22 protein-coding genes and 1 pseudogene are annotated in these 25449 nt (G+C 69.7%); 8 read left to right on the top strand and 15 right to left on the bottom strand.

Going from position 1 to position 25449, the window contains the following annotated elements; genetic code table 11:
• The first annotated feature begins 77 nt into the window (after nt 1-77).
• Nucleotides 78-1565 carry an alpha/beta hydrolase gene (locus tag ROA7023_RS10575; protein WP_085879013.1) on the top strand — a complete coding sequence of 496 codons (1488 nt, stop codon included), beginning with the start codon at nt 78-80 and terminating at the stop codon, nt 1563-1565.
• A gap of 38 nt (nt 1566-1603) precedes the next feature.
• Here the strand turns inward: ROA7023_RS10575 and ROA7023_RS10570 are convergent, their stop codons facing one another.
• The 9 genes and pseudogenes from ROA7023_RS10570 to ROA7023_RS10530 form a co-directional block, all read right to left on the bottom strand.
• Entirely contained in the window at nt 1604-2053 is a 450-nt protein-coding gene (locus ROA7023_RS10570) for a GNAT family N-acetyltransferase (protein WP_143535516.1), read from the bottom strand.
• A gap of 173 nt (nt 2054-2226) precedes the next feature.
• A pseudogene (locus ROA7023_RS10565) lies at nt 2227-3451 on the bottom strand (mandelate racemase/muconate lactonizing enzyme family protein).
• 102 nt (nt 3452-3553) lie between these two features.
• Entirely contained in the window at nt 3554-4639 is a 1086-nt protein-coding gene (locus ROA7023_RS10560) for a Zn-dependent alcohol dehydrogenase (RefSeq protein WP_085879011.1), read from the bottom strand.
• A gap of 192 nt (nt 4640-4831) precedes the next feature.
• Nucleotides 4832-6187 (bottom strand): lyase family protein, encoded by a 1356-nt coding sequence (locus tag ROA7023_RS10555; RefSeq protein WP_085879010.1) that lies wholly within the window; start codon nt 6185-6187, stop codon nt 4832-4834.
• Between the two features lie 14 nt (nt 6188-6201).
• On the bottom strand, nt 6202-6909 hold the full coding sequence (locus tag ROA7023_RS10550) for an alpha/beta fold hydrolase (RefSeq protein ID WP_085879009.1): 708 nt from the start codon (nt 6907-6909) through the stop codon (nt 6202-6204).
• A gap of 1 nt (nt 6910) precedes the next feature.
• Nucleotides 6911-7723 (bottom strand): 3-oxoadipate enol-lactonase, encoded by an 813-nt coding sequence (pcaD, locus tag ROA7023_RS10545; RefSeq protein ID WP_085879008.1) that lies wholly within the window; start codon nt 7721-7723, stop codon nt 6911-6913.
• Nucleotides 7724-8054: 331 nt separating this feature from the next.
• Nucleotides 8055-9038, bottom strand: coding sequence for a threonine ammonia-lyase (locus ROA7023_RS10540; protein ID WP_085879007.1), 984 nt, complete (start codon nt 9036-9038; stop codon nt 8055-8057).
• Nucleotides 9039-9075: 37 nt separating this feature from the next.
• The gene (locus tag ROA7023_RS10535) at nt 9076-9897 is read right to left on the bottom strand and encodes an alpha/beta fold hydrolase (protein WP_085879006.1); all 822 of its coding nucleotides are present in this window, start codon (nt 9895-9897) and stop codon (nt 9076-9078) included.
• Entirely contained in the window at nt 9897-10574 is a 678-nt protein-coding gene (locus ROA7023_RS10530) for a haloacid dehalogenase type II (protein ID WP_085879005.1), read from the bottom strand. Before ROA7023_RS10530 ends, ROA7023_RS10535 begins: the two co-directional genes overlap by 1 nt.
• A gap of 167 nt (nt 10575-10741) precedes the next feature.
• Between ROA7023_RS10530 and ROA7023_RS10525 the strand changes: the two genes are divergently transcribed.
• Together ROA7023_RS10525 and ROA7023_RS10520 are read left to right on the top strand one after the other, a co-directional pair.
• Nucleotides 10742-11176, top strand: coding sequence for an FKBP-type peptidyl-prolyl cis-trans isomerase (locus ROA7023_RS10525; protein ID WP_085879004.1), 435 nt, complete (start codon nt 10742-10744; stop codon nt 11174-11176).
• A 211-nt stretch (nt 11177-11387) separates the two neighbouring features.
• Nucleotides 11388-12539 carry an MFS transporter gene (locus ROA7023_RS10520; RefSeq protein WP_085879003.1) on the top strand — a complete coding sequence of 384 codons (1152 nt, stop codon included), beginning with the start codon at nt 11388-11390 and terminating at the stop codon, nt 12537-12539.
• Nucleotides 12540-12580: 41 nt separating this feature from the next.
• On the opposite strand, the gene ROA7023_RS10515 is transcribed toward ROA7023_RS10520, so the two are convergent.
• From ROA7023_RS10515 to fabA, 3 genes are read right to left on the bottom strand one after another with little or no spacing between them, the layout of a single operon-like run.
• The gene (locus ROA7023_RS10515; RefSeq protein ID WP_085879002.1) at nt 12581-13381 is read right to left on the bottom strand and encodes an enoyl-ACP reductase FabI; all 801 of its coding nucleotides are present in this window, start codon (nt 13379-13381) and stop codon (nt 12581-12583) included.
• A 4-nt stretch (nt 13382-13385) separates the two neighbouring features.
• Nucleotides 13386-14615 (bottom strand): beta-ketoacyl-ACP synthase I, encoded by a 1230-nt coding sequence (gene fabB, locus ROA7023_RS10510; protein WP_085879001.1) that lies wholly within the window; start codon nt 14613-14615, stop codon nt 13386-13388.
• Nucleotides 14616-14637: 22 nt separating this feature from the next.
• Nucleotides 14638-15147, bottom strand: coding sequence for a bifunctional 3-hydroxydecanoyl-ACP dehydratase/trans-2-decenoyl-ACP isomerase (gene fabA, locus ROA7023_RS10505; protein WP_085879000.1), 510 nt, complete (start codon nt 15145-15147; stop codon nt 14638-14640).
• A 201-nt stretch (nt 15148-15348) separates the two neighbouring features.
• Between fabA and irrA the strand changes: the two genes are divergently transcribed.
• The 3 genes from irrA (at nt 15349) to gnd (ending at nt 18118) form a co-directional block, all read left to right on the top strand.
• Nucleotides 15349-15753 (top strand): iron response transcriptional regulator IrrA, encoded by a 405-nt coding sequence (gene irrA / locus ROA7023_RS10500; protein WP_085879111.1) that lies wholly within the window; start codon nt 15349-15351, stop codon nt 15751-15753.
• Nucleotides 15754-15942: 189 nt separating this feature from the next.
• Entirely contained in the window at nt 15943-16653 is a 711-nt protein-coding gene (gene trmB / locus ROA7023_RS10495; protein WP_085878999.1) for a tRNA (guanine(46)-N(7))-methyltransferase TrmB, read from the top strand.
• 64 nt (nt 16654-16717) lie between these two features.
• A complete protein-coding gene (gene gnd / locus ROA7023_RS10490) occupies nt 16718-18118 on the top strand; it encodes an NADP-dependent phosphogluconate dehydrogenase (protein ID WP_085878998.1) in 1401 nt (466 codons plus the stop codon).
• Between the two features lie 27 nt (nt 18119-18145).
• Here gnd and trpA read toward each other — a convergent pair whose 3' ends face one another.
• Entirely contained in the window at nt 18146-18937 is a 792-nt protein-coding gene (gene trpA / locus ROA7023_RS10485) for a tryptophan synthase subunit alpha (RefSeq protein WP_085878997.1), read from the bottom strand.
• A 214-nt stretch (nt 18938-19151) separates the two neighbouring features.
• Between trpA and ychF the strand changes: the two genes are divergently transcribed.
• A complete protein-coding gene (gene ychF, locus ROA7023_RS10480; RefSeq protein WP_085878996.1) occupies nt 19152-20249 on the top strand; it encodes a redox-regulated ATPase YchF in 1098 nt (365 codons plus the stop codon).
• A gap of 77 nt (nt 20250-20326) precedes the next feature.
• Here ychF and ROA7023_RS10475 read toward each other — a convergent pair whose 3' ends face one another.
• Both ROA7023_RS10475 and ROA7023_RS10470 read right to left on the bottom strand, forming a co-directional pair.
• Nucleotides 20327-21082: a DUF4130 domain-containing protein gene (locus ROA7023_RS10475; protein WP_085878995.1), complete on the bottom strand. Its 756-nt coding sequence runs from the start codon at nt 21080-21082 to the stop codon at nt 20327-20329.
• A gap of 168 nt (nt 21083-21250) precedes the next feature.
• On the bottom strand, nt 21251-24556 hold the full coding sequence (locus tag ROA7023_RS10470) for a chemotaxis protein CheB (RefSeq protein ID WP_085878994.1): 3306 nt from the start codon (nt 24554-24556) through the stop codon (nt 21251-21253).
• Between the two features lie 216 nt (nt 24557-24772).
• Between ROA7023_RS10470 and ROA7023_RS10465 the strand changes: the two genes are divergently transcribed.
• Complete coding sequence (locus ROA7023_RS10465; RefSeq protein ID WP_085878993.1) at nt 24773-25408, top strand: hypothetical protein; 636 nt, start codon at nt 24773-24775, stop codon at nt 25406-25408.
• Nucleotides 25409-25449: the final 41 nt, after the last annotated feature.

Here is a 25449-nt window from a genome sequence, read left to right as displayed (position 1 = left end):
AGATCCATGCATTCCGCGCTATTGCCAGAGCGATCCCGCAAGATCCCCAGGGCCCGGCCCCCGTGCGGGAGCGTCCGATGACACGCCGCCGCATCCTTGTGGCGCTGGTCGCAGCGATCCTTGTGGCGGCCTCGGTCACGATGCTGGAACGGGCCCGCGCCGGGCTCGAGATCACGGCGCTGCAGGCCGGAGAGACGCCGGCCACGCTCTACCGCCTGCCGGGGGTGGAGGGGCCGCTGGTGGTGGTCGCCCACGGCTTTGCCGGCTCGCGGCAATTGATGCAGGCCTATTCGCTGACCCTCGCGAAGGCGGGCTATGCCGTGCTGGCCTTCGACTTCGAGGGCCACGGCCGCAACCCCGAGCCGATGTCGGGCGACGTGACCTCGGTCGACGGCACGACCGCGCGGCTGGTAGCAGAGACCCGCGAGGTGCTGACGCTGGGCCGGGCGCGGGTCGGCGAGACGGGCGGCGTGGCCCTGTTGGGCCATTCCATGGCGACCGATGTGATCGTCCGCGCGGCCCTTGCCGAAGCCGAGGCCGGGCATCCGGTCGATGCGGTGGTGACGATCTCGATGTTCTCGCAGGCGGTGACGGCCAGTGCCCCGCAAAGGCTTCTGGCGATCAGCGGCGAATGGGAAGGGCGGTTGCGCGACGCGGCGCTCGCGGCGGCGCGGCTGGTCCAGCTTGACGCGGCAGAGGGCGAGACGGTGCAGGCGGGCGACGTGCTGCGCCGGGCGGTCGTGGCGCCGGGGGTGGAGCATGTGGGCGTGCTCTACAGCGCCACGGCGGTGCGCGAGGCGCAGCTCTGGCTCGATGCGGCCTTCGGGCGGGAAGGGGCCGTGGCGCCGGTGCGGGTCGGCCCGTGGATCCTGGCGCTGCTGGGCGGGATCGTGGCGCTGACCTATCCGCTGGTCGGCCTGCTTCCGAAGGCCCGGGTGCGCCCGGCCGAGATCCCGGCGCGGCGGTTCTGGGCCGCCGTACTCTTGCCCGCGGCGCTGGTGCCGCTTGTCGCGACGACGATCTACATTCCCTTCCTGCCGGTCCTGGTGGCCGATTACCTGATGCTGCACCTTGTGCTTCTTGGCGGCCTGCAGCTTGTGTTGCTGCGGGTCTGGCGGCTGGGCGGGCCGCCGCTGTCGGCGGGGGCGGCGCTGGCGCTCGCGCTCTGGGGGATCGGGGTGTTCGGCCTTGCGATGGATCGCTACGCGGCCAGCTTCGTGCCCAACGCCGAACGGCTCGTGGTGATCGCGGCGCTGGCCTTCGGGACGGTCCCGTTCATGATCGCCGACAGCTACGCCACCGGGGCGGGCCGGGGCCGCTGGTGGCGCCGGATCGCGGCGCGGCTGGCGCTGTTCCTGTCGCTGGCCGCGGCGGCGGCGATCGACCCCGAGCGGCTGCTGTTCCTGGTCATTATCCTGCCGGTCCTGCTGCTGTTCTTCGTCGTCCACGGGCTGATGGGCCGCTGGGTGGGTGCACGCTGCGGGCCGCTGGCCGCAGGGCTGGGCCTCGGGCTCTGCCTCGCATGGGCGCTGGGAGTGAGCTTTCCGCTGTTCAGCGCGGGCTGAGCGTGCCGGCCAAGCTTGCCGGGGCCGCCGCCCAGCCCTCACAAGGCGCAGCAAAAGCGCCGGCCGCGGGCCTCCTGCGGCTCGAACCCTGCGCGAAGGTAGGTCTTCTGCGCGGCGATATTGGCCTCGGTCGTGCCCACGGTGATGTAGGCGCAGCCCAGCGCCCGCGCCTCGCGCCGGGCGGCGTCGATCAGCATCCGGCCCGCGCCGCCGCCGCGCCAGACCGGGTCGATCCAGAGGTTGGTCAGCTCCATCCCCCGGCGGCCCCATTGCAGGTGGATCCGGCGCGACAGCGCGGCATAGCCCACCGGGCCGCCGGCATCGGCGATCAGCAAGGTCGCCCAAGGGGTCGCGCCGGTGACGTTGTGCAGCAGCTCGTCGGGCGTGACGTCCGCCGTGTCGCCGTGGTGGGCGGCGAGGGCGCAGACCATGCGGTGCAGCTCCGGCAGGTCGGCATGGGCGAAGGGTCTGATCGCAATCCGTGTCATGGTCACTCGCTGTGTCGTGCCGCGAGCGGGACCGTCGGAAACAGAAAAGCCGCCTCGCGGCGGCTTCGTTGGGTCACGTCTGCCGGCCGGGTCCTATCTGGGCCCGGTAAAGTAGGCTGTGCTGGCGGCGTGACGGATCATGCGCAAGGCAATAGCCCCGGCCGCCCGCGCCGTCAATCGCGCGGCGCCCCGCCAGCAAAGACGTTTTCCTCGCTGTAGCTGATCGGCGCCTCCTGCATCTCCAGGTGCAGGCCCTCGCCGGTCCAGGGATGGGCCCGGGCCAGCGCCTCGTCGAAGTCGATCCCGAGGCCGGGGGCCGCGCCGATCTCCACATGACCGCCGGTGACACGGATCGTGCCGCCGATCAGATCGCGGTGAAAATCGGTGTCGATGGTCTCGGCCATCAGCAGGTTCGGGATCGCGGCGGCCAGTTGCAGGTTCGCGGCCCATTCCACCGGCCCGGCATAGAGGTGCGGTGCCACCTGCGCCCCGAATGCCTGGGCGAGCACGGCGATCTTGCGCCCCTCCCAGATCCCGCCGGCGCGGCCCAGGGCCGGCTGAAGGATGCTGGCCGCGCCGGCGCGGAGGACCGCGGCGAACTCGGCGGCCGTGCTCAGGCGCTCTCCGGTCGCCACGGGGATGCGGGTGGCCCGCGCGACCTGCGCCATGGCGGCGGGGTCGTCGGGGGGCACCGGCTCTTCGTACCAGAGCGGGTCGTAGGCCTCGATCGCGGCGCCCATGCGCACGGCCCCGGCGACCGAGAACTGGCCATGGGTGCCGAAGAGGATGTCGGCGGTCCCCCACCGCGTCGCGCACCGCCTCGCAGAACGCCATCGCGCGCGAGATGTCCGACAGCGCCGGCATGTGCCCCGAGCGGATCGTGTAGGGCCCGGCCGGGTCGAACTTGACGGCGGTATAGCCCTGCTCGACCAGGGCAAGCGCCGCCTCGCCGGCCATCTCTGCCGAGGTCCAGAATGCGGGCAGGGGTTGGCCCGCCGCGGGATAGAGGTAGCTGTAGCACCGGATCCGGTCATTGACCCGGCCGCCGATCAGCGCGTGAACGGGGCGGTCCAGGGCCTTGCCGAGGATGTCCCAGCACGCGATCTCGAGCCCCGAGAAGGCGCCCATGACCGTCAGGTCCGGCCGCTGGGTGAAGCCCGAGGAATAGGCCCGGCGCATCATCAGCTCGATGTTGTCCGGGCGCTCGCCGGCCATGTGCCGGGCAAAGACATCCTCGATCACCGCACACATGGCCGCAGGGCCGACGCTGGCGGCATAGCACTCGCCATAGCCCGCGATGCCGGTGTCGGTGGTGACCTTCGGGATGATCCAGTAGCGGCCGCCCCAGCCCGGATCCGGGGGGGAGACGACGAAGATCTCGAGGTCCTTGAGTTTCATGTCCGCCCCGCCTGCGCTGCCTGCCTTGCCCTGTGGCAGGAGCCAATCACGATCCGGCCGCCCGGTCCAGCGGCGCGGGGCCGGTCGCCGCCCGGGGGCCGCCTAGAACAGGATGACGTTGCGCTTGGCGCTGCCCGACCGGGTGTCGTCCATCGCCTCGTTGATCTGCTCCAGGCTCCAGCGGCCCGAGATCAGCTCGTCGAGCTTCAGCCGCCCCTGTTGGTAAAGGTCCACCATCCAGGGAATGTCGCGGCGGATCACCACGTCGCCCATCTTGGAGCCGACCATGCCCTGGCCCGCGGCCGCGAGGTTCACCGGCTCGAAATGCGACAACGCGCCGACGTGGGGCATCCCGACCGTCACCACCCTGCCGCCGGGCGCGAGATAGCGCGGGGCCGCGTCATAGGCCTGGGTCGCGCCCACGGTCACGAGAACCGCGTCGGCGCCGCGGCCGATGGCGGCGCGCATCTCGTCCCAGGGCGCGGGGCCGGAGGCCAGCACCACGTCCGTCGCGCCAAACTCCCGCGCGACCTCCAGCTTGGCCGCGGACAGATCGACCGCCACGATCCGGCGGGCTCCGGCGATCCGCGCACCCTGGATCGCGTTCAGCCCGACCCCGCCCGCGCCGATCACGACCGCGTCCTGCCCGGCCCTGAGCCCCGCGGAATTCACCACCGCGCCCACGCCGGTGATCACCCCGCAGGCCAGAAGCGCCGCCACCTCGGGCGAGACCGCGTCGCCCACCGCGACGACCTGGCTCTGGTCCACGACCACGCGCTCTGCGAAGGCGCCGCAGGACATCGCCTGCCAGACCGGTGCGCCATCCTCGCCGGAGAGCGGGCCCAGCGTCGCCGCGCTGGGCGTCTCGCACAGGGGCGGGTGACGACCGCTGGCGCATTGGGTGCAGCGCCCGCAGGACCGCAGAAGCGTGACGACGACACGGTCCCCCTCGTTCAGCCCCACGGCGCCCGGGCCCAGCGCCGAGATCCGCCCGGCGGCCTCATGGCCATAGACCGCCGGCAGCGGCCCGCCCCAGCCGCCATCGGCGAAGGAGATGTCGGAATGACAGATCGCCACGGCTTCGAGCGTGACCTGCACCTCGCCGGCAAGCGGGTCGCGCAAGGTGACCTCCTCGATCGACAGGGGCTCTCCGAAGGCGCGGCAGACGGCGGCTTTGATACGTATCATGTCGGCCAGATTGCCGGCTCCGCGGCGCCCGTCTGGCCGGTTTCCGACATCGCATGTCCGGAACGAGGCGCGGGCCCGCCCGCGGTGCGCAACACTGCAAAAGCCGCGCCCCCGGGGGGGGGAGGCCGCCGCAGGCCGGCCGGGGGCTTTGCCCCCCGAAGAAACCTGCGCGGCGCAAGCCGCTCCGCGAGGTTACGCCACGCGGGTCATCGCCTCGGCCCGCTCGCGTGCCGAGGCGGCAAAGGCGCGGGCGTCCGCCGGGGCGAGGCCAAGCTGGGCGGCGGGGGAAAACAGCCCGTCGAGATCTGCCTCTGGGAACGCCTCCCGGGCCAGGTCGGGCAGGCCGCGCCCCTCGGCCCGCATCCGCGCACAAAGCGCCTTGACCTGCGCCTGCGCCTCGGTGGGCGGCATCGTCTCGCCCAGGCGAACCTGCAGGGCCTCGGCAAAGATCCCCCCAGTGCCGTCGTCGATATTGGCGGCCATCCGCACCGGAAGCGGCGCGAGATCGCGGGCCAAGTCCGCCGCGACATCGAGCGATCGTACCAGCCCCATGCAGATCTGCGGCAGGCTCAGCCATTCCGATATCCAGGCCGCCCCGTCCCGCTGCTGGCGATGCACCAGCGCCGCCTGCATCACCCCGTTCAGACCGGCCGTCTGCGCGGCCAGCGCACCCAGCAGCGACGGCATGACCGGGTTCTGCTTCTGCGGCATCGCGGCCGAGCCGCCCGACGCCGGCAGCCGCACCTCGGCGATCCCGGTCTGGGTCATCAGCATCAGATCCGCGCCCATCTTTGCCAGGCTTCCGGTTACCTCGGTCGCCCAACTCGCCAGCGCGGCAAGGGGCTGGCGCACCGCATGCCCGCCCTGCCGCGCAGGCCCGAGGCCGAGCGCGTCGGCAAATCCCGCGCGAACCGCCTGCGCGGTCTCGGGCGCCATTGCCGACAGGGTCCCCGCCGACCCCGCCAGCTGCGTCGTCAGCAGAAGCGGCCGCAGGGCGTCCAGCCGGTCGGCCAGCGCCGGCAATGCGCCGCCCCATCCCGCCGCGACCGCGCCGAAACTGGTGGGCGTCGCAGCCTGGCCGAAGGTGCGCCCGGCCATCGGCAGCGTTGCATGGGCCTCGGCCTGCCGCGCCAGCGCCAGCATCAGCGCCGCCAGCCGGTCCTCCGCCCGCGCCAGCACCTGCCGCAGCCGCAGCGCCAGCGCGGTGTCCATGATATCCTGGCTCGTGGCGCCGAAATGGACCCATTGCGCGTGCTCGGGCGCCTGCATCAGGTCGCGGAACTGGCGCGCGAGCTCCGGCACGGCCACCGCGTCGCGCCCCGTGGCCCGCGCCAGCCCGCCTGGGTCGATCTGAAGCTCCATCGAGGCGCGGTGGATCGCGCCCGCGCTGATCTCGGGGATCACCCCGGCCGCGCCCTGCGCCCGCGCCAGAGCCCCCAGCACGATCAGCATGGCCCGGACCTCGGCGCTGTCGGAAAACAGCGCGGCGGTCTCGCGGTCGGTCACGAGGTCGCGGTAGATCGCGGAATCGAATAGCGAAGCGGCCATGTCAGCCCCCCATGTCAGCCCCGGGTGAAGTCCAGGATATGTCCGGCCAGCCCGTCCGGATCGGACAGGAACGGCGAATGCCCGCTCTGCATGCGGATCACATGCGCCGCGGGCCAATCTGCGACCATCTCCTGCTGTATGGCCGGCAGGATCGTGCGGTCCTCGGTGCACAGCACATAGCGGCGCGGCAGCGCCGCCGCCCGGTTCACCGAGGCCAGCGGCGTTTCCTGCGGCCGGGTCGCCTCAAGGCAGAGCCTGCCCGCGGCCTCCCGCGCCAGCTTCGGCGGCACGTCCCGGTAGAACAGATCCACCGCCCGGCCCGGCTTGATACCATAGCGAGAGCGGTCCGGCGCCACCTCGATGGCGCCCAGCAAGGGCGGGTCGGGCATCCGCTGGCGCATGTCCGCCAACGACTGGCCCGCGACCGGCACGAAGGCGCAGACATGGATCAGCATCGCGACCTTTTCGGGGGCTTTCTCTGCCGCCGCCGTGATCGCGAAGCCGCCCGCCGAATGGCCGACGAGCATGGCCCGCCCCTCGATCCGGTCCAGGATGGCCCGGGCAAAGCTGTCGAGGGTCGCGGTCTCGATCGGACCGGCCTCGCCGCGCCCGGGCATGTCGACAGCGGTGACGTCGTGGCCCGCCGCCGTCAGGATCGGCGCGACCAGGTCCCAGCACCACGCCCCGTGACAGGAGCCGTGCACAAGCACGATCTCGGCCATGTCAGTCGGGTTCGGTCAGATGCCCGGTCTCGCGCAGGAAGGACACGAGCAGCGCGGCGTAGGCTTCGGGTGCCTCGATGCCTGGCAGGTGGCCGACCCGGCGCATCAGCTCGAACCGCGAGCCGGGGATCAGCTCGGCGGTCTCGCGTACCAGGTCTGGCGGGGTAGAGGCATCCTCGGACCCGGCGATGGCCAGCGTCGGCAGGCGCAGCCCCGAGGTCGGGGTGAAGAAGTCGCTGCCGCTGATCGCGGCGCAGCAGCCGATATAGCCCTCTTCGGGCGTTGCCAGCAGCAGCTCGCGCCAGGGGGCGTCGGCGCCGCTTGCGCGAAAGTTGCGGGAAAACCACCGCTCCATCACGCTGTCGGCGATCGAGGCCAGCCCGCCGGCCCTGATGTCGGCGATCCGGCTGTCCCAAAGTTCCTTGGTGCCGATCCGCGCGGCGGTGTTCGACAGGACCATAGCCCGGATGATGTCCAGCCGCTTGACGGCAAGCCCCTGGGCGATCTGCCCGCCGATGGAAAGGCCCACGAAAACCGCGTCGCGCACGTCCAGCGCATCGCAGACGGCCTCGGCGTCGCCGATCAGCGCGCCCATCGAATAGGGCGCGGGCGGCACGGAGGATCGGCCGTGCCCGCGATTGTCGAACCGCACGATCCGCAGCCCGCCGGGCAGGTGCCGCAGGACCCCGTCCCAGATCGTCAGGTCGGTCCCGAGCGAATTGGCGAACACCAGGGTCGGCGCCTGCGCATGCTCGACCCCGTCGGTTCGGGCCCGAATCGTCACGTCTCCCCGGTCGATCATGTGATCGGTCATCTGAGATCGTCTCCCGCCGTCGTGAAGTGGCTGCGTCGGATAGAGCGGTTCGGGCCGTCGCCTTTGACGAGGCCCGAACCAGCCAGGCCAGATTTCCGAGACCCCGGACGGGCCGTCAGGAAAGCTCTGGCCCTCCTCCCTGACCGCAGACAAAATCCCAGCTTGCGACCGGAGTCAATCTGATCCGGCGACCGGCCCGCACCGTCGGTCGCGAAAAAGGCATGGGACGGGCCCGCGCCGGATGGGGGGCCGGCGGCCACCCGTCCGTCAGGCCGTCCCGCACGCCTCCCGGGGCCTGGGGGTGCGGAGGCTGGGGGTGCGGAGGGATCGGTCAGGCGCTGTCGCCTCCCAACATCGACAGCGCGCGGGCAAAGACAGGCGCATCGACATTGCCGCCCGAGGCGACGGCGATCACCGTGTCCCCCGCGATTTCGGACGGCCGGAACAGGGCGGCGGCGAGGGCCACCGCGCCGCCGGGCTCGAGCACGATCTTGAGCCGCTGGAACGCGTGCGCCATGGCCAGAAGCGCCTCGTCGTCGGTGACCGACAGGCCCGGGCCGCAGAGTCTGTCCATGATCGGGAAGGTCAGCTCTCCGGGCGCGGGCGTCAGCACCGCGTCGCAAAGAGAGCCCGCGGTCGTCGCGTTGCGCTCGATCCGATGCGAGATCAGCGAGCGGGCGGTGTCGTCGAACCCCACGGGCTCGACCGGGCGAGCGCACAGGCCCGTCGCCCCGGCCTGCAGCGCGAGGGCCACGCCCGAGGTCAGCCCGCCGCCGCCGCAGCAGACCAGCACGTCGGCGCGGTCGATCCCGAGGCGCCGGGCGTCCTCGGCGATCTCCAGCCCGACGGTGCCCTGGCCGGCGATGACCTGGGGCGAATCGTAGGGCGGTATCAGGGTCAGCCCGCGCTCGGCGGCGATCGCGCCGCCGATCTCTTCGCGGTTCTCGCGGCCGCGGTCGTATTCGATGACCTCGGCCCCTAGGGCGCGGGTATTGGCCAGCTTCAGGCGCGGCGCGTCCGAGGGCATGACGATGACGACCGGGATGCCATGCTGCTGTCCGGCCAGCGCGATGCCCTGGGCATGGTTGCCGCTGGAATAGGCCAGCACGCCGTTCGCCCGGACCTCGGCGGTCAGCGCGGAGATTGCCGAGAACGCGCCGCGATACTTGAACGACCCGGTGTGCTGCAGGCACTCGGCCTTGATCAGCACCCGCCGACCGGCGAGGCGGTCGAGGAAGGGCGAGCCAAGAAGCGGCGTGCGCCTGGCGTGTCCGTCAAGGCGGCCGGCGGCGGTGCGGATCATGTCGATGTTCATCTGCGGTCGGGTCCTGAGAGGGGGCAGGCCGCGGGCCTCACGACAGCACGTCGTGGATCAGGGCCAGCGCCTCGGGTTCGTCGAGAAACGGCACATGGCCTCGATCCGGCACCGTCACCGAGCGCATCCCCGGATGGCGCTTGTGCATCTCGGCCAGGGTCTCCGCGCTCAGCAGGTCCGAATTCGCGCCCCGGATCACCCCCAGCGGCAGGCCGGTCATCGGCGCGAAAAAGGCCCAGGGGTCCGGCGGCGCCGGCTGTCCCGCCACCGCCATCAGCGCGTCGCGCAGATGCGCGTCGTAGCGCAGCGTCAGCCCCTCCGGGCCCGCGGTCCAGCGGGCGGCAGCCTCTGTGCGCCAACGGTCCAGGGGCACGCCGGGGAAATCGGCGGCATGTGCGGCTGCCAGCTGGCGGGCGCCGGCCTCCAGATCGGGCAGGGGCGCGGATGTGCCCACATAGGCCATGATCCGCCCCAGCCCCGCCATGTCGATCACCGGGCCGATGTCGTTGAAGATCACCCGGTCCAGCCGCTCCGGCGCCATGCTCGCCAATGCCATGGCCACCAGCCCGCCGCGTGAGGTGCCGATGATCGAGACCCGCTCCAGCCCCAGATGATCCAGCAGCTCGATCACGTCCCGCGCCTCGGTCGGGATGGTGTATGTGCTCCAGTCGGTCGCGTAGTCCGACAGGCCGCGCCCGCGATAATCCAGCCGGATGACGCGGTGGCCCGCAAGATGCGGCAGCAGGTAGGCGAAATCGTCGCCGTTCCGCGTCAGACCGGCGAGGCAGAGCACCGGGGCCCCGTCGCCCTGGTCGTCGAAATGGAGGTTCAGCCCGTCGGACGTGGTGAAACTCGGCATCAGATCAGCTCTCCGATCGCGGTCAGGTCGGCAAGGACGTGGTGGGGCTGCGCATAGAGCCGGTCCATGGGCTCGCCCGCCCGGTTCACCCAGACCGTGCGAAAGCCGTAGCCCGCAGCCCCCGCCGCGTCCCAGCCGTTGGACGACACGAACAGAACCTCTTCGGCCCGCGTGCTGAATTCCTCGCCGACAAGGTCGTAGACCCGGGGCGAGGGCTTGAACACGCCCGCGCGCTCCACGGACAGCACCGCGCTCAGCCGGTCGCCGATCCCGGCCGAGGCGACGGCGGCCTCCAGCATCTCGGGGGCGCCGTTCGACAGGATCGCGCAGGCCACGCCCCGGTCCGTCAGGCCCCGGAGCATGGCCGGCACCTCGGGGTAGGCCGGTAGGGTCCGGTAAAGATCCAGCAGCCGCCGGCGCAGGTCGGCATCGTCGAGGCCCGCCGCCTCCATCGCCCAGTCCAGCCCGTCCTCGGTGACCTGCCAGAAATCGCAGTGCCGCCCCGCGACCGCCCGCAGCCAGGTGTATTGCAGCTGCTTCAGCCGCCAGTCCCGCGCAAGGCCGGGCCAGACCTCGGCCAGCGCCTCGCGCCCCGGCTCCCGGGCGGCGTCGCGGGCGGCCGCGTTCACGTCGAACAGCGTGCCATAGGCGTCGAAAATGCAGGTCTTGATGCTCATGGCGGCACAGTCGCATGGGGGGCGGGGGGTGGAAAAGGCCAAAACCGGGCGGGGGATTTGCAATTCCCGCCAAGGATGCCTAGCCTAAGGGGGAGAGCCGGAGCACCCGCCGAGACTGGTGGCCTCCTCATCCCTTTTCCTCCCTCAAACCGATACGGAGATTTCCCATGACGCAGGTCAAGACCGGCGACACCGTGCGCATTCACTACACTGGCACCCTCGACGATGGCGCCACCTTCGACAGCAGCCAGGGCCGCGACCCGCTGGAATTCGAAGTCGGCTCCGGCCAGATCATCCCTGGGCTCGACAAGGCGCTTCCGGGCATGGCGGTCGGTGAGACCAAGACCGTGGCCGTGCCCTGTGCCGATGCCTATGGCGAGGCCGACCCGGCGGCGCGGCAGGCGATTCCCCGCGACCAGATCCCCGACGACGTGCCGGTCGATCCGGGCACCCGGCTGCAGATGCAGACGCCGCAGGGGCAGGTCGTTCCCGTCACAGTGGTCGAGGCGACCGACGCCGAGGTCACGCTCGACGCGAACCACCCGCTGGCGGGCAAGGATCTGACCTTCGCCATCGAGCTGGTCGACATCAACGCGGCCTGATCGAACGGGCAGCACCGGACGGGCCTGATCAAAGAGGCCGCAATGGACGGGCCGCAACAGACTGGGACCGCGAAAGGAAGACTTTCGCGGTCTCTTTTCTTGTGCGGACCTTCTGCGGAATCCGCCGGGCCCGACGTTCGGCCGCGGCGCCTTGCCCTTCGCCGCGCCGCGCGCCAAGACCAAGGTCCAGCTTCCACAGGATTCCCGACAGATGACAATGACCCACGCGGTGCGCGTGATGGCGGCGTTCGCATTGCACGGCAGCTGCGTTGGCGTGCTCTATGCCCGCCTGCCAGAGATACAGGCCGCGCTCGGCCTGTCCAAGGGCGCCTTCGGGCTCGCGCTGACGGCGATGCCGGCCGGGGTCGTTCTGGGCAACCTCTTCGTGTCGGCGCTGGTCGAGAGCGTGGGTCCCCGCCGCAGCCTGCTGGCCGGCCTGCCGGTCTTTGCTGCCATGACCATCCCCGTGGCCCTCGCCCCCGGTCTGCCGGCGCTGGCGCTTCTGGGCTTCGGCGTGGGGCTGGCGCTGGGCAATCTCGCGATCAACGTCGAGGCCGACCGGATCGAGGCGCAGAGCGGGCGGCGGATCATGAACCGCTGTCACGGCTGGTGGGGGATCGGGTTTCTCGGGGTCTCGCTGGCCTCGGTCGGCCTGATCGGCCTGGGCACGGCGCCGGTGACGCATTTCACGGTCTTCGCCCTTGTGGCGACCGGGCTGACGCTGTGGCTCATCGGGCCCTTGCGGGACCATCCCGCCCGGCCGGGGGCGGGGGCGCCGCGCCGCTTCGCGATCCCGGGCCGGGCGGCCTTCGTGATCGCGGGGTTTGCCACGGCGGGGATCCTGCTGGAGGGCATCGGCCGCAGCTGGGGCGTGATCTACCTGCGCGACGCGCTGGGCCTGTCAGAGCAGTTCGCCGCGCTGGCTCTGCCGGCGCTGATCGGGGCGCTGACCCTGGGCCGGTTCCTGGGCGACGGCGGTGTGCAGCGCTGGGGGGCGCTGGCGGTCGAGCGGACCATGGCCGCCGCCACCGCCGCGGGCATCGTCATGGTGGTCGTGGCCCAAGGGCCGATGCTGGCGCTGACGGGCTTCGCGGTGATCGGGCTGGGGATCTGCATCTCGATCCCGCTGGGCTTTTCGGCCGCCGCCAAGACCCCGGGCCGGCCGGCGGCCGAGACCATGGCCGCGTTCTCCCTGATCTCGACAGTGATCGGCTTCGTCTCGCCGCCCGCCTTCGGCTTTGTCGCCGAGGTCGCGGGCCTGCGCATGGCGATGGCGGCGCTGCTGCCGTTCACGCTGCTGGCCTGGTATTTCGCGCCGGTGCTGGCGCCGCCGAGGACGGACGCCGAGGCTGCCTCCGCCTGACGCGAAACGCCGGGGGCGGGGCCGGGCCGTCTGCGCGGCCGTCAGGTGGCCGGGGGCATCATGTCGGGACGTGGCATCCCGATGATGTGATAGCCGCCGTCCACGTGGACGACCTCGCCGCTGGTAAAGGCGCCCGCGTCCGAGCAGAGCCAGACCGCCGTGCCGCCGACCGCGGCCAGCGTGGCGTTGGCGCGCAGGGGGGCGTTGGTCTCGGCGTGCTTGAAGGTGCGCCGGGCGCCGGTCACGGCCGCCCCGGCCAGCGTTTTCATCGGACCCGGAGAGATCGCGTTGACCCGGATGCCCTGCGGCCCGAGGTCGTTGGCCAGGTAGCGGGTGGCCGATTCCAGCGCGGCCTTGGCCACGCCCATCACGTTGTAGAACGGGATCACCTTCTGGCTGCCCTGGTAGGTCAGCGTGATTAGCGACCCGCCGTCCGGCATCAGCGCCGCCGCCCGGCGCGACACATCGATGAAACTGTAGCACGACACGTTCAGCGAGGTCTGGAAGTTCGCCCGCGAAGTGTCGCAGAACCGGCCCGCCAGTTCCGACTTGTCCGAGAACGCGATGGCATGGACCAGGAAGTCGATCGTGCCCCAGCGCTCGGCCAGGGTGGCGAAGGCCGCGTCGAGCGAGGCGTCGTCGGTCACGTCGGCCTCGACGAGGATGTCGCTGCCGATCCCGGCCATCAGCGGCTCCACCCGGCGTTTGAGCTGCTCTCCCTGGTAGCTGAAGGCGAGCTCCGCGCCCGCCTCGTGCAGCGCCTGGGCGATGCCCCACGCGATGGACCGCTCGTTGGCGACCCCCATGACAAGGCCGCGCTTGCCGGACATCGAAATGGTCATGGCCTCAGTCCCTCAGTTTCGACAGCAGCATGGACCCATTGGTTCCGCCGAAGCCGAAGCTGTTGGTCATCACGGTATCCAGCCCGGCATCCTCGACCAGGGAGGTCGCGATCTCGGACGGGGCAAGCTCCGGGTCGAGGGTCTCGACGTTGATCGACGGGGCGATGAAGTCCTTTTCGAGCATCAGCAGGCAATAGACGGCCTCCTGTGCGCCGGTCGCGCCCTGGCTGTGGCCGGTCATCGACTTGGTCGAGCTGATCGGCGGGGTCGTGCCCTGGCCGAAGACCCGGCGCACGGCCTGAACCTCGCCCACATCGCCGACCGGCGTCGAGGTGCCATGGGCGTTGATATAGCCGACCTGGCGATCCTCGGGCAGGGTCTGGAGCGCGATCCGCATGGCGCGCTCGCCGCCTTCGCCGGAGGGGGCGACCATGTCATGCCCGTCGGAGGTCGCGGCGAAGCCGGTGACCTCGGCATAGATCCTGGCACCGCGGGCCTTGGCGTGCTCGTAGTCTTCCAGCACGACCATGCCGCCGCCGCCGGCGATGACAAAGCCGTCGCGGTCCGCGTCGAAGGCGCGGCTGGCGCGGTCGGGGGTGTCGTTGAACCGCGAGCTCATCGCGCCCATGGCGTCGAACAGGCACGACAGGGTCCAGTCCAGTTCTTCGGCGCCGCCGGCGAACATGATGTCCTGCTTGCCCATCATGATCTGCTCGGACGCGGCCCCGATGCAATGCAGCGAGGTCGAGCAGGCCGAGGTGATCGAGTAGTTGATCCCCTTGATCCGGAACGCCGTCGAGAGGTTGGCCGAGATCGTCGAGGACATGCACTTTGGCACCGCGAAGGGTCCGATCCGCTTGGGCGAGCCCTTCTCGATCACCGTCCTGTGGGCGGCGAACATGGCCGAGGTCGAGGGCCCGCCGGAGCCCGCGATCAGCCCGGAGCGGGGGTTGACCACGTCACTTTCCTCGAGGCCCGCGTCGGCGATGGCCTGGGTCATGGCGATATGGGCGTAGGCCGCCCCGGGGCCCATGAAGCGCAGGGCGCGTTTGTCCACATGCTCGGTCACGTCGATCTTGGGGGTTCCCGCGATCTGCGAGCGAAAGCCGTGTTCGGCCATCTCCTCGACCGCGACGATGCCCGAGCGGCCCGCGCGCAGCGAGGCTTCGACCTCGGCAGCGTTGTTTCCGATGGGCGAGACGATGCCCAGTCCTGTAACGACGACGCGGCGCATGACGCCTCCCTGCTTTGGTGGGTCAGCTCTCGGAGAGCGCGACCTTCATGTCCTTGACCAGATAGATGGTCTCTCCGTCGGCCTCGACCCGACCGTCGGCCACGCCCATGGTCAGGCGCCGGCTCTGGACGGCCTTGGTGAAGTCGACGTGGTAGGTAAGCATATTGCGGTCCGGGCGCACCATGCCTGTCAGCTTGACCTCGCCCACGCCCAGTGCATAACCGCGGCCCTGCCAGCCGCGCCAGCCGAGGTTGAAGCCCGTCAGCTGCCACAGGCCGTCGAGGCCGAGGCAGCCGGGCATGATCGGGTTGCCGGGGAAGTGGCAGTCGAAGAACCACAGGTCTGGGTTGATGTCGAATTCCGCCACCACGTGGCCCTTGCCATGGGTGCCGCCATCGCCCGAGACGTCGGTGATCCGGTCCATCATCAGCATCGGCGGCTCGGGTAGCTGCGCGTTGCCGGGTCCGAAGAGCTCACCCCGGGCGCATTTGAGCAGGTCGTCCCGGTCGAAACTGGTTGGATATTCGGCCATGCTGGCGGGGGCTCCATTCTGATGCGGTCAAAGGTTCTTGTTCCAAGTCGTGCAGGCCCATATCACCCTCGGGCAAACAGTGGCAAGGGCGGCACGGGGCGGCGCCGGCGGCCGGGCGGGGCCGAGTGACGCATTGAAAAGCGGCCGGCTTCTGCCATATGTTATCGCAATGGTGCAAACGGGACGCGTTCAGTGGAACAGGTGACGGCGCGAGGGGAAATCTGGCTGGCGGGCGCGGGACTTCGTCCGACCCGGCAGCGGATCGCGCTGGCGGATCTGCTGGTGGGCGATGGAAACGACCGTCACGTCACCGCCGAGAGCCTGTTCGACGCCGCGCGGGATGCCGGCGAGAAGGTCTCGCTGGCCACGGTCTACAACACGCTCAAGGCGTTCTGCGAGGCCGGGATCCTGCGGGAGATCGTGGTCGACGGCTCCAAGAGCTATTTCGACACCAACATGACCGACCATCCGCATTTCTTCTGGGAAGACCGGGCGGAGCTGACCGACGCGCCGGCCGACGAACTCGAGATTTCTCGTCTGCCCAACGCGCCCGACGGGGCCGAGATCTGCAAGGTCGACGTCGTCATCCGCCTGCGCCGCCGCTGAGCCGCGCCGCCCCGACGGGCGGGCCGTCTCAAATTGTGCGCTGCCGCGCTCTCTTTTTTCATCACCTTGCATCGTGACGCCTGGAGGGCGGGCCGGGTACGGGCTGTGGTCGGGGCGCCTCCGGCGGGGATATTGCGAGGCAATGAAGACCGGTTGCCTGCACCCCATGGTTTGGCTAGGCGGTGCGCCATGGAAAACGATCATCCCAGCGGCGCACCCTGGCGCAATTTCTACGGCCGGACCAAGGGCAAGGGCCTGCGCAAGTCGCAGAAGGTCGCGCTGGAGCGGGATCTGGGTGCGCTGTCGCCCGGGCCGGTCTCGTGGGAGGAGAACCCGGAGCGCAGGCCGCTGGATATCGTCGCGCTGTTCGGGGGCCGGGATCTCTGGCTGGAGATCGGGTTCGGTGGGGGCGAGCACATGGTGCACCAGGCCGAGCATAATCCGCAGGCCGGGCTGATTGGCTGCGAGCCCTACATCAACGGCGTGGCGATGCTGTTGTCGAAGATCCGCAAGACCGGCGTCGACAACCTGCGGGTTCATCCCGGCGATGTGCGTGACCTGTTCGATGTGCTGCCCGAGGCGAGCGTGTCCCGGGCGTTCCTGCTTTATCCCGATCCCTGGCCGAAGGCCCGGCACCACCGGCGGCGATTCGTGACGCCCGAGCATCTGGAGCCGCTGGCGCGGGTCCTGGCGCCGGGGGCGGAGTTCCGGGTGGCGACCGACATTCCCGATTACGTGCGCCAGGCCCTGGAGCAGGTGCCGCGCTTCGGCTTCCGCTGGACGGCCACGCGGGCGGCGGATTGGCGCGAGCCCTGGGCCGACTGGATCTCCACCCGCTACGAGCAAAAGGCCCTGCGCGAGGGCCGTGTGCCGCATTATCTGACATTCCGTCGGGACTGAGCCCTTTTGGTCCGGCGGCTTTCGGAGTTAGCTGGCGCATGATCTGCGAAAAGGACCATCCGTCATGACACTCCCCAGCCTCGGGCTTTACGGGCTCGGCACAATGGGCAGCGCGCTTGCGCTCAATATTCTCGACAACGGCTACGGGTTGCATGTCGCGAACCGGACGACGTCGCGGGTGCCGGAATTCGTCGGCGAGGCCGGGGCGCTTGCCGAAAATCTGACCGGGCACGAGAGCCTTGTCGCGATGGCGCGGGCGATGCCGGCGCCGCGGGCGATCATCCTGATGGTGCCGGCCGGCGGGGCGGTGGATTCGGGAATCGCCGAGCTGCTGGAGGTGCTGGGCGACGGCGATGTGATCATCGACGCGGGCAACGCGGATTTCAACGACACCCGGCGGCGGACCGACGAGGTCGAATCGTCCGGCGTGGCGTTCCTCGGGATGGGCGTATCGGGCGGCGAGGAGGGGGCGCGGCACGGCCCCTCGATCATGGCGGGCGGCACCGAGAGTGTCTGGGCCGGGCTGCGGGAGGTGATCGAGGCGATCTCGGCCAAGTTCGAGGGGGCGCCGTGCGCCGATCGATTCGGGCCTGACGGGGCGGGGCATTTCGTCAAGACCGTGCACAACGGCATCGAATACGCCGACATGGAGCTGATCGCCGAGGTCTACGGGCTGATGCGCTATGGCCTGGGCAAGGCACCGGCCGAGATCGGCAAGGTCTTCGGCGCCTGGAACGACGGGCCGCTCAAGAGCTACCTGGTCGAGATTTCGGCCGAGGTGCTGGGCGCCGTCGACAGGATTTCGGGCGGGCCGGCGGTGGATGCGATCGTCGACCGGGCCGGGCAGAAGGGCACCGGCCGTTGGACCGTGATCGAGGCGCTGCGGATGGGCCAGTCGGCCTCGGCGATCGAGGCGGCGGTGGCGGCGCGGAGCTGGTCCGCCGAGAAGGAGGTCCGCGAGGCCGGGGCCGAGATCCTCGGGTTCGGACGGGAGCCGCTGGAGCTGGACGCGGCGGACCTGGAGGCGGCGCTGCTGGCCGGCCGGATCGTGGCTTATGCCCAGGGGTTCCGGATCCTCGACGCGGCGTCCGACGAATTCGGCTGGAGCCTGGATTTCGCGCGGATCGCCGAGGTCTGGCGGGCGGGCTGCATCATCCGCTCGGCGCTGCTGGACGGCATCGCCGGGGCGTTCCGGGGTGATTTGCCGATGGGCCAGCTGATCTTTGCGCCGGCCTTTGCCGGGATGCTGCGCGAGGCCGTGCCGGCGATGCGGCGGGTGGTGGCGGCCTCGGTCGCGGCGGGGCATCCGGTGCCCGCGCTGGCGGCGGCGCTGGCGTTCCTGGAGTCCATGGCGCTTGCACGGGGGACGACGGACCTGATCCAGGGCCAGCGCGATTTCTTCGGGCGGCATGGGTTCGACCGGGTCGATGGCGGCGCGGGCCGGCACGGGCCCTGGTGGGATTGACGCCGGTGCCGCGGCGGCGTTCCGGGGTCAGGCCCCGTGGGCGCCGTCGGCGAGGGATTTGACGAAGGCCAGCACCTCGTCGGGGGATTGGCCCGCGCCGATCTTTTCCACGATGGCCGAGCCCACGACCGCGCCGTCGGCGACGCCGGCGATGGCCATGGCGGCCTCGGGCGTCTTGATCCCGAAGCCAACGATCACCGGCAGGTCGGTCTGCGACTTGATCCGTGAGACTTCGGGGCCGACGTTGGTGGCCTGGGCGTTGGCGGCGCCGGTGATGCCCGTGATCGAGACGTAATAGACGAAGCCGGAGGTGTTCTGCAGCACCTTGGGCAGGCGCTTGTCGTCGGTCGTGGGCGTGGCGAGACGGATGAAGTTCAGCCCGGCGGCCTGGGCGGGCAGGCAGAGCTCGGCGTCCTCTTCGGGGGGCAGGTCGACCACGATCAGCCCGTCGACGCCGGCCTCGCTGGCCGCTTCGAGGAAGGCCGCGACTCCCATGCTGTAGATCGGGTTGTAATAGCCCATGAGCACGACCGGCGTGGTGTCATCCTCGGCCCGCAAGGTGCGCACCATGTCGAGGGTGCCGGCCAGGGTCTGGCCGCCTTCGAGCGCCCGTTGCCCGGCCAGCTGGATCGTGGGGCCGTCGGCCATGGGGTCGGTGAAGGGCACGCCCAGCTCGATGATGTCCACGCCGGCGGCGGGCAGGCCCTTGAGAACCTGCAACGAGGTGGCGTGATCGGGGTCGCCGGCCATGACATAGGCCACGAAGGCCTTGCGGCCCTCGGCGCGAAGCTGCGCGAATTTGGCGTCGATCCGTGTCATGCCTGTCCCCTTGTCCGGTCAATCCATCGCCTGCCGGCGCGGTGTGCGGCACGGGCGCGGGAAAATCAATGGAAGAAGCGCGGCGGGCGGGCCGGCCGGGCCTCGGCGAGGCGGGGGCGGAGGCAGGGGGGCGCAGCCGGTGTCGGGAACGGGCGGCTTGCGCAGCCGGGGGGGCGGCACTAGAAGCGGCGCGGATCAGGCAGAGGGGAAGACCATGGGCTTTCGTATGGGAATTGTCGGGCTGCCGAATGTCGGCAAGTCGACGCTGTTCAACGCGCTTACCCGCACGGCCGCGGCGCAGGCGGCGAATTTTCCGTTCTGCACCATCGAGCCGAACGTGGGCGAGGTCGCCGTGCCGGACTCGCGGCTGGAGCGGCTGGCCGAGATCGCGAAATCCAAGCAGATCATCCCGACGCGGATGACGTTCGTGGATATCGCGGGGCTGGTGAAGGGCGCCTCCAAGGGCGAGGGGCTGGGCAACCAGTTTCTTGCCAACATCCGCGAGGTCGATGCCATCGCCCATGTGCTGCGGTGTTTCGAGGACGGGGACGTCACCCACGTGGAAGGCCGCGTGGATCCGGTGGCCGATGCCGCGACGATCGAGACCGAGTTGATGCTGGCCGACCTGGAGAGCATCGAACGGCGGATGCAGAACATCGTCCGCAAGGTGCGCGGCGGTGACAAGGAGGCGGTCCAGCAGGAGCGGCTTCTGAAGGCCGCGCAAGCGGTGCTGGAAGAGGGCCGGCCCGCGCGGGTCGTCGAGGTCGATGACGAGGACATCAAGGCCTGGAAGCTGCTGCAACTTCTGACCACCAAGCCGGTGCTTTACGTCTGCAATGTCGAGGAGGCCGCGGCCGGGACGGGGAACGCGTTTTCCGCGCAGGTGGCCGAGATGGCCGCGGCGGAGGGCAATTCCCACGTGGTGATCTCGGCGCGGATCGAGGAGGAGATCAGCCAGCTCGAGGAGGAGGAGGCCGGGATGTTCCTGGGCGAGATGGGGCTGGAGGAAGCCGGGCTCGACCGGCTGATCCGGGCCGGCTATGAGCTGTTGCACCTGCAGACCTACTTTACCGTGGGGCCGAAGGAAGCCCGGGCCTGGACGATCCGCGAGGGCACCCATGCGCCGCAGGCCGCGGGCGTGATCCACGGCGATTTCGAGAAGGGTTTCATCCGGGCCGAGACCATCGCCTTCGAGGATTTCGTGGAGCTCGGCGGCGAGCAACCGGCGAAGGAAGCCGGAAAGATGCGGGCCGAGGGCAAGAGCTATCTGGTCAAGGACGGCGACGTCCTGCACTTTCTGTTCAATACCTGAGAGGGGCTGACGTGTGCCGCGCGCTGGCCCCCCTTCGGGGCGCAGCGACGCCCCACCCGCCATCCCATGGCCAAGGTCTAGCCGTCTCGGGCGGCGGTGCCGTCGATGAGCGACAGCAGGTCGGCTACGGGCTGAGGGCGTTTGCCCGCGCCGCCCCGCGCCGGACGGGGCGCGGATTTCCTGCTGACGTGCTGCTCTAGCGCCGCTTGGAGACTGTCGGTTGGGGCGCCAACCGGGGCGCTGGCTGCGCGGCCGGGGGCCGGGCTGCCTGGGTGGAGCGTGAGGACGCCTGCTTCGAAGCGCAGGGTCAGGTCCGGTGACAGGATCGTCCAGTCCATGCTGTCGAAACGGCGGGCCAGGATCGGCGCCAGGGGTTCCAGCGTCCGGTGCGCGGGCGCGACGCGTGCCGCGAGATGCGGGCCCCCGTCCCGGCGCACATCGGCCGGCAGGCTCACGAAGCGCAGCCCGGTGCGGAGCCTGCGCTGGCAGCGGCTGACCTGCCGCGCCCGTTCGCGCAGGGCCGAGAGCGCGGGGTCGGTGTCGTCCTCGATCAATGCCGGGTCCTGGCGGAGGCGCCAGAGCAGGGCGTAGAGATCGGCGAGGCAGGCGGTTTCGCGGTGCCAGACCACGGTATCGGCCAAGGCCAGGAACCTGGCCGCCACCCGCACCGGGCGCACCGCCTCGGGCAGCGGCCGGCTTTCGACCGGTTCAGCCTCGGCCCCGGCGAGGGACCAGCGCACCTCGGCCGGCGGGATCCGTGCGGCGAGGGCCGCGCTTGCGGCGCGGCGCCAGGCCCGGGCGGATCCGATCGGCGGGATCGTGACGCTATACATCGGCGCCCCGCGCGGTCGCGCCCGGTGCGGCGGGCGCCGGGGTCGCAGAGAGGGGGAATCGCAGAGGCCAGACCATGATGTTCATATAATGTTCTGCCGCGGCCCGAAGCAAGCAAGCCCAGGACAAGGCATCCCGCGGCCGGCGGCCCGCGCCGGCGCGGCGGGCGGTCAGGGCGTGGGGATCTTGCGGGCCTCGGTCAGCGTTTCGGCCGCGACCCTGTCCGGGGACAGCCGGCAGAAGCTGCCGTAGATATGGCTGACCTCGCCATTCTCGGCGATCCGGGCGCGGCCCTTGCCCTCGCACCAGATCCGGTCGCCGGCCTTGCTGACGATGCGGGCGAAAAACCCGAACGGCGCCCCGGTGTCGATCAAGCCCTGCACAAGGCCCGCGACCAAGTCCCGATCCTCACGACATATCCGCGCCAACGCCCTGTCGATGCTGGGCGTGTCGCGCTCGGGGTCCAGCCCGAGGATCAGATAGAGCCCCCGGCTCCAGTAGTTTTGGGAATTGGCGATATCCATGGAGTAGAAGCCGATGCCGAAATCGTCCTGCACCTCGGAGAAGTTGCGCACCAGCATGCGCTCGGCCAGCTCGCGGGTCCAGTCGCGGATCGCGCCGACGATGTAGGTGGGCTCTCCGTTGCGGTCCCGGGCGACGGCGCCTGCCGATTGCACGAAGGTGATCCCGCCGTCGGCGCGGACGATGCGGGCCTCGAACCCGAAGGGCACGTCGGCCCGCAGGCTCGCGTCGAATTTCTCGCGGATCATCTGCTGTTCATCGGGGTGAAAGTAGGTGAACGCCTCCTCCAGCGAGGGCGGCGGCTGATCCGGGGAGAGCCCGTGCATCCGGTAGATCTCCGGCGACCAGAACACCTCTCCGCTGTAGACGTTGTAGCTCCAGCGCGAGATGCCGGCCATGGAATCCATCATCTCGGTCATCATCCGGAAGGGATCGGAATCGAATTCATGGGCCGCGATCGTCAGCCCCACGACCGTGCTGTCCGGCCCGGAATAGGGGGCGATGCTGACCGAGAAGAACCGACCGTCCGATTCCACCGAAAACGTCGTGTTGCGCCCCTGCCTGAAGACGTCGTTGGCCGCGCGGGTCAGCTCCGGAAAGCCCGTCGGCAGCTTGCAGCGCGACAGGTGCACCCCCGAATGCGGCAGGTCTCCGAGCTTGAAGAAGTCGAGCGCCAGATCCGACGCCTTGCGGATCGTGAGCGTCTCGTCCACGACCAGCAGCAGAAAGGGCGAGGCCGCGAGGATGGCCATCGCTTCGGTCGAGACCACCTGGAGCTGGGCCGCATTGATCTGCATCTCCTCGTTGACGGTGACCAGCTCCTCGTTTGTCGACTGGAGCTCTTCGTTGGAGGTTTCGAGCTCTTCGTTGGTGGATTGCAGCTCTTCGTTGGTCGATTGCATCTCTTCGTTGACCGATTGCAGTTCCTCGTTGGCAGTCCGCAGCTCTTCGACGGTCTGTTGCAGCGCCTCGCGGGTGATCTCGTTCTCGGATTCGAGCCGGGCGATGTAGTCCTGCCGCCCTGCGTCAGTCAGGGTGTAGATCTCGGCGGTGGTCGCGGCCTCGTGCCGGGTCTGGAACGAGACCAGGACGTGGTCCTCGCCCTGCGTGGCGCCTGCCAGCGGGATGCATTCGATCTGCACCCGGTTGTCGCTGCCGACGGCGAAGTCGTGCACCCGGCCCCGCCGCCGCTTGCGGTTGAGCAGGACCACGGCGATCATGCCGGTGACGTCGTCGCGAAACGGTGCCTTCAGCAGCCGGATGCTGAGCGACAGCAGGCTGTTCTCCGACACTTCGATGTAGGGCGAGATGTCGCCGAAGACCCGGACGATGTCGCCGGACCGCGTCGCCAGGAACCCGTTCTCGGCCACGGCCTTGGCGAGGGCGTCGAACTGCTTGCCGTGCAGGTCCTCGGCCCGTGCGGCGCTGTCGTCGGGCTTCTGGCGTTGGCTTGCAAGCCGGCTCGACTGCGGGGAGGACATGGCGAGGGCGCCCTCGCGGAAGCCGGCCCGCTTGGTGAAGATCTTGTCGGTCGGCGACGGGCTTTCAAGGCGGACATCCATGTGGCCGATGCTTTCGGCGGTGCCCAGAAACAGCAGCCCCCCGGGCGAGAGGGCAGTGAGCACCCGGTTCAGCACCCGCTCCTGCAGCGCCGCGTTGAAATAGATCAGCACGTTGCGCAGGGAGACAAGGCTTACGCAGATGAACGGCGGGTCGTGGAAGATGTTGTGCCTGGAGAACAGCGTGACCGCCCGCAGCTCGGCCGCGACCATGAGCTTGCCGCCGGACTCGACGAAATATCTCGACAGGTAGTCGGGCGGGATGTCGTCGGCGGCGCTCGCCGGATAGCTGGCGCGCCGCGCGATCCCGAGGGCGCGTTCGTCGATGTCTGTGGCGAAGATCTGCAGCCGGTCCTTGGTCAGTTCGCGGCGTCCACCCATGGCCTCGGCGAACAGGATCGCGACGGAATAGGCCTCTTCCCCGGTGGCGCAGCCGGCGACCCAGACCCGGATCTGGCGGTGCCGCGATTGCGCGACCAGCTTTTCGATTTCGCGCCGGAGCTGATCAAACTGGTCCCGGTCGCGGAAGAACCGGGTGACCGAGATCAGCAGGTCGCGGTGCAACGCGTCGAGCTCCTGTTCCGAGGTCCGGCAATGGTCGACATAGGCGTCGACATCCTCGATCCCCAGCGCCGTCATGCGCCGGGTGATCCGGCGGTTGACGGTGTTTTCCTTGTAGTCCCGGAAATCGACCCGCGTCCGCGCCAGCAGCATCTTGAGAAGCGTCGAGACACGCCCGGGTTCTTCGTCGAGATGGCGCAGCGGCTCGAAATCGCGCGAGGGGGACAGGATCTTCTTGAGGTGCTCGCCGATCTGCTCGGGCGTCAGCGTGAGGTCGACGCAGCCGGTGTCTATGGCCGAGGCCGGCATCCCGTCGTATTTCGCCGAGGCAACGTCCTGGGCGATGGTGATGCCGCCCGCCTCGCGGACATCCTGGGTGCCGTAGCTGCCGTCGCTGCCGGTGCCGGACAGGACGATGGCCACGGAGCGTTCGCCGCAGCTCGCCGCGAGGGACTTGAACAGGCGGTCGGCCGAGGGCTTCGGGCTCGCCGGGCGGCTGGACGGCGTGCGCCGGCAGATCCGGCCGTCCTGGTAGATCACGTCCCAGTTCGGCGGCGAGACATAGATCGTGTCAGGCTCGGGGGCGACGTCCTCGCCGAGCTCGATCACCGGCAGCGCGGTTTCCCGGGCGATCAGCGAGCTCAGCAGGCTCTTGTTCGTGGGCGACATGTGTTGCGCGACGATATAGCTCGCGTTCGCCTTTGCGGGCAGGTTCTGCGCGAGCAGCGACACCGCCTCGAGTCCGCCGGCCGATGCGGCGATGCCGACGATCCGAAGATCCGCGGGGTCGCCCTCCTGCGTCGCAGCCGATCCGGGTCCGGTCTTGTCTGGCATGCTGACATCACCATCCTGATGGCGCGGGGCGGGCGAAGAGGCCGGTCCTCACGCCATGTAGCGCAATCCAAGGTTATTTGAGCGTTGCACAATGCCCGGCAAGGTTGCAATATCGCACGATGGTTTGAGCGCCAAGTTAACTGTTCGGTGCGATATTTTAACCAATTGGTAACCATCGGGGTGTCAGAATGCGGCTCGGTGGCGCGGGAGCATCTTATGGATCTTGTCGAGAGAACCGGGGAAAAACCCGTCTTTTCAAATCTTTCCATGTCGATAGAGGAGCGTGGCGGAGAGTTTCGGCTTCGCAGCGTGGTCGTTAACGAGGGCGACGCGCGAATCCAGATCGCCTTCAACGAGCCGCGGCCGTTGAAGACCACGCTCAGGGGGCGGGTGCTGCAGGATGTCACCCGCTACCTGGAGAGCGTCGACAGGCCCACCGGAATCTGGAGTTTCACCGGCGACCGGGTGGTGATGCAGGACCTGATTCTGTCTGATCCCCGGCTGGTGGTGTCGCAATCCTTAACCGACGACGCCGTGCGGGTGTTCGTGCTGCGTTTCCAGCGGTTCTTCGGCCAGGTGACGGGGATGTTCGACGAGACGGTGAGCATCGCCAACCCGCTGCGCTCGCAGCTCGACGACCTGGCCTTCCGCACGATCGAAAGCGCGATCATGCCCCTGTTCAACATCTCGAAATTCCTGGAAAGCCGGTCGGCCGACGTGCGCGACATGCCCGTCGGGAAGTTGACCGAGATGCTGGGCGACCTGCAGAAGAAGATCACGAACCTGCACCTGCACTACCTGGTGCTGTCGCAGCACCTGTCCGGCCGTCCGGAGAGCCGACGCCGCGGCTGAGCAAGGATCTCATGAGCCTCATCGAAGAGGTGGAATTCAGG

The organism is Roseisalinus antarcticus, assembly GCF_900172355.1.
In the GTDB taxonomy this organism is placed as follows: Bacteria; Pseudomonadota; Alphaproteobacteria; order Rhodobacterales; family Rhodobacteraceae; genus Oceanicola; species Oceanicola antarcticus_A.
The sequence above is the reverse complement of the archived record's forward strand: the minus strand, read 5'-3'. Positions and strand labels throughout refer to the sequence as shown.

What these genes read in the sequence shown, in the direction of transcription:
- ROA7023_RS10575 (WP_085879013.1), top strand. Translation starts at nt 78, where the DNA reads ATGACACGCCGCCGCATCCTTGTGGCGCTGGTCGCAGCGATCCTTGTG.
- ROA7023_RS10570 (WP_143535516.1), bottom strand. Translation starts at nt 2,053, where the DNA reads ATGACACGGATTGCGATCAGACCCTTCGCCCATGCCGACCTGCCGGAG.
- ROA7023_RS10560 (WP_085879011.1), bottom strand. Translation starts at nt 4,639, where the DNA reads ATGATACGTATCAAAGCCGCCGTCTGCCGCGCCTTCGGAGAGCCCCTG.
- ROA7023_RS10555 (WP_085879010.1), bottom strand. Translation starts at nt 6,187, where the DNA reads ATGGCCGCTTCGCTATTCGATTCCGCGATCTACCGCGACCTCGTGACC.
- ROA7023_RS10550 (WP_085879009.1), bottom strand. Translation starts at nt 6,909, where the DNA reads ATGGCCGAGATCGTGCTTGTGCACGGCTCCTGTCACGGGGCGTGGTGC.
- pcaD (WP_085879008.1), bottom strand. Translation starts at nt 7,723, where the DNA reads ATGACCGATCACATGATCGACCGGGGAGACGTGACGATTCGGGCCCGA.
- ROA7023_RS10540 (WP_085879007.1), bottom strand. Translation starts at nt 9,038, where the DNA reads ATGAACATCGACATGATCCGCACCGCCGCCGGCCGCCTTGACGGACAC.
- ROA7023_RS10535 (WP_085879006.1), bottom strand. Translation starts at nt 9,897, where the DNA reads ATGCCGAGTTTCACCACGTCCGACGGGCTGAACCTCCATTTCGACGAC.
- ROA7023_RS10530 (WP_085879005.1), bottom strand. Translation starts at nt 10,574, where the DNA reads ATGAGCATCAAGACCTGCATTTTCGACGCCTATGGCACGCTGTTCGAC.
- ROA7023_RS10525 (WP_085879004.1), top strand. Translation starts at nt 10,742, where the DNA reads ATGACGCAGGTCAAGACCGGCGACACCGTGCGCATTCACTACACTGGC.
- ROA7023_RS10520 (WP_085879003.1), top strand. Translation starts at nt 11,388, where the DNA reads ATGACAATGACCCACGCGGTGCGCGTGATGGCGGCGTTCGCATTGCAC.
- ROA7023_RS10515 (WP_085879002.1), bottom strand. Translation starts at nt 13,381, where the DNA reads ATGACCATTTCGATGTCCGGCAAGCGCGGCCTTGTCATGGGGGTCGCC.
- fabB (WP_085879001.1), bottom strand. Translation starts at nt 14,615, where the DNA reads ATGCGCCGCGTCGTCGTTACAGGACTGGGCATCGTCTCGCCCATCGGA.
- fabA (WP_085879000.1), bottom strand. Translation starts at nt 15,147, where the DNA reads ATGGCCGAATATCCAACCAGTTTCGACCGGGACGACCTGCTCAAATGC.
- trmB (WP_085878999.1), top strand. Translation starts at nt 15,943, where the DNA reads ATGGAAAACGATCATCCCAGCGGCGCACCCTGGCGCAATTTCTACGGC.
- gnd (WP_085878998.1), top strand. Translation starts at nt 16,718, where the DNA reads ATGACACTCCCCAGCCTCGGGCTTTACGGGCTCGGCACAATGGGCAGC.
- trpA (WP_085878997.1), bottom strand. Translation starts at nt 18,937, where the DNA reads ATGACACGGATCGACGCCAAATTCGCGCAGCTTCGCGCCGAGGGCCGC.
- ychF (WP_085878996.1), top strand. Translation starts at nt 19,152, where the DNA reads ATGGGCTTTCGTATGGGAATTGTCGGGCTGCCGAATGTCGGCAAGTCG.
- ROA7023_RS10475 (WP_085878995.1), bottom strand. Translation starts at nt 21,082, where the DNA reads ATGTATAGCGTCACGATCCCGCCGATCGGATCCGCCCGGGCCTGGCGC.
- ROA7023_RS10470 (WP_085878994.1), bottom strand. Translation starts at nt 24,556, where the DNA reads ATGCCAGACAAGACCGGACCCGGATCGGCTGCGACGCAGGAGGGCGAC.
- ROA7023_RS10465 (WP_085878993.1), top strand. Translation starts at nt 24,773, where the DNA reads ATGGATCTTGTCGAGAGAACCGGGGAAAAACCCGTCTTTTCAAATCTT.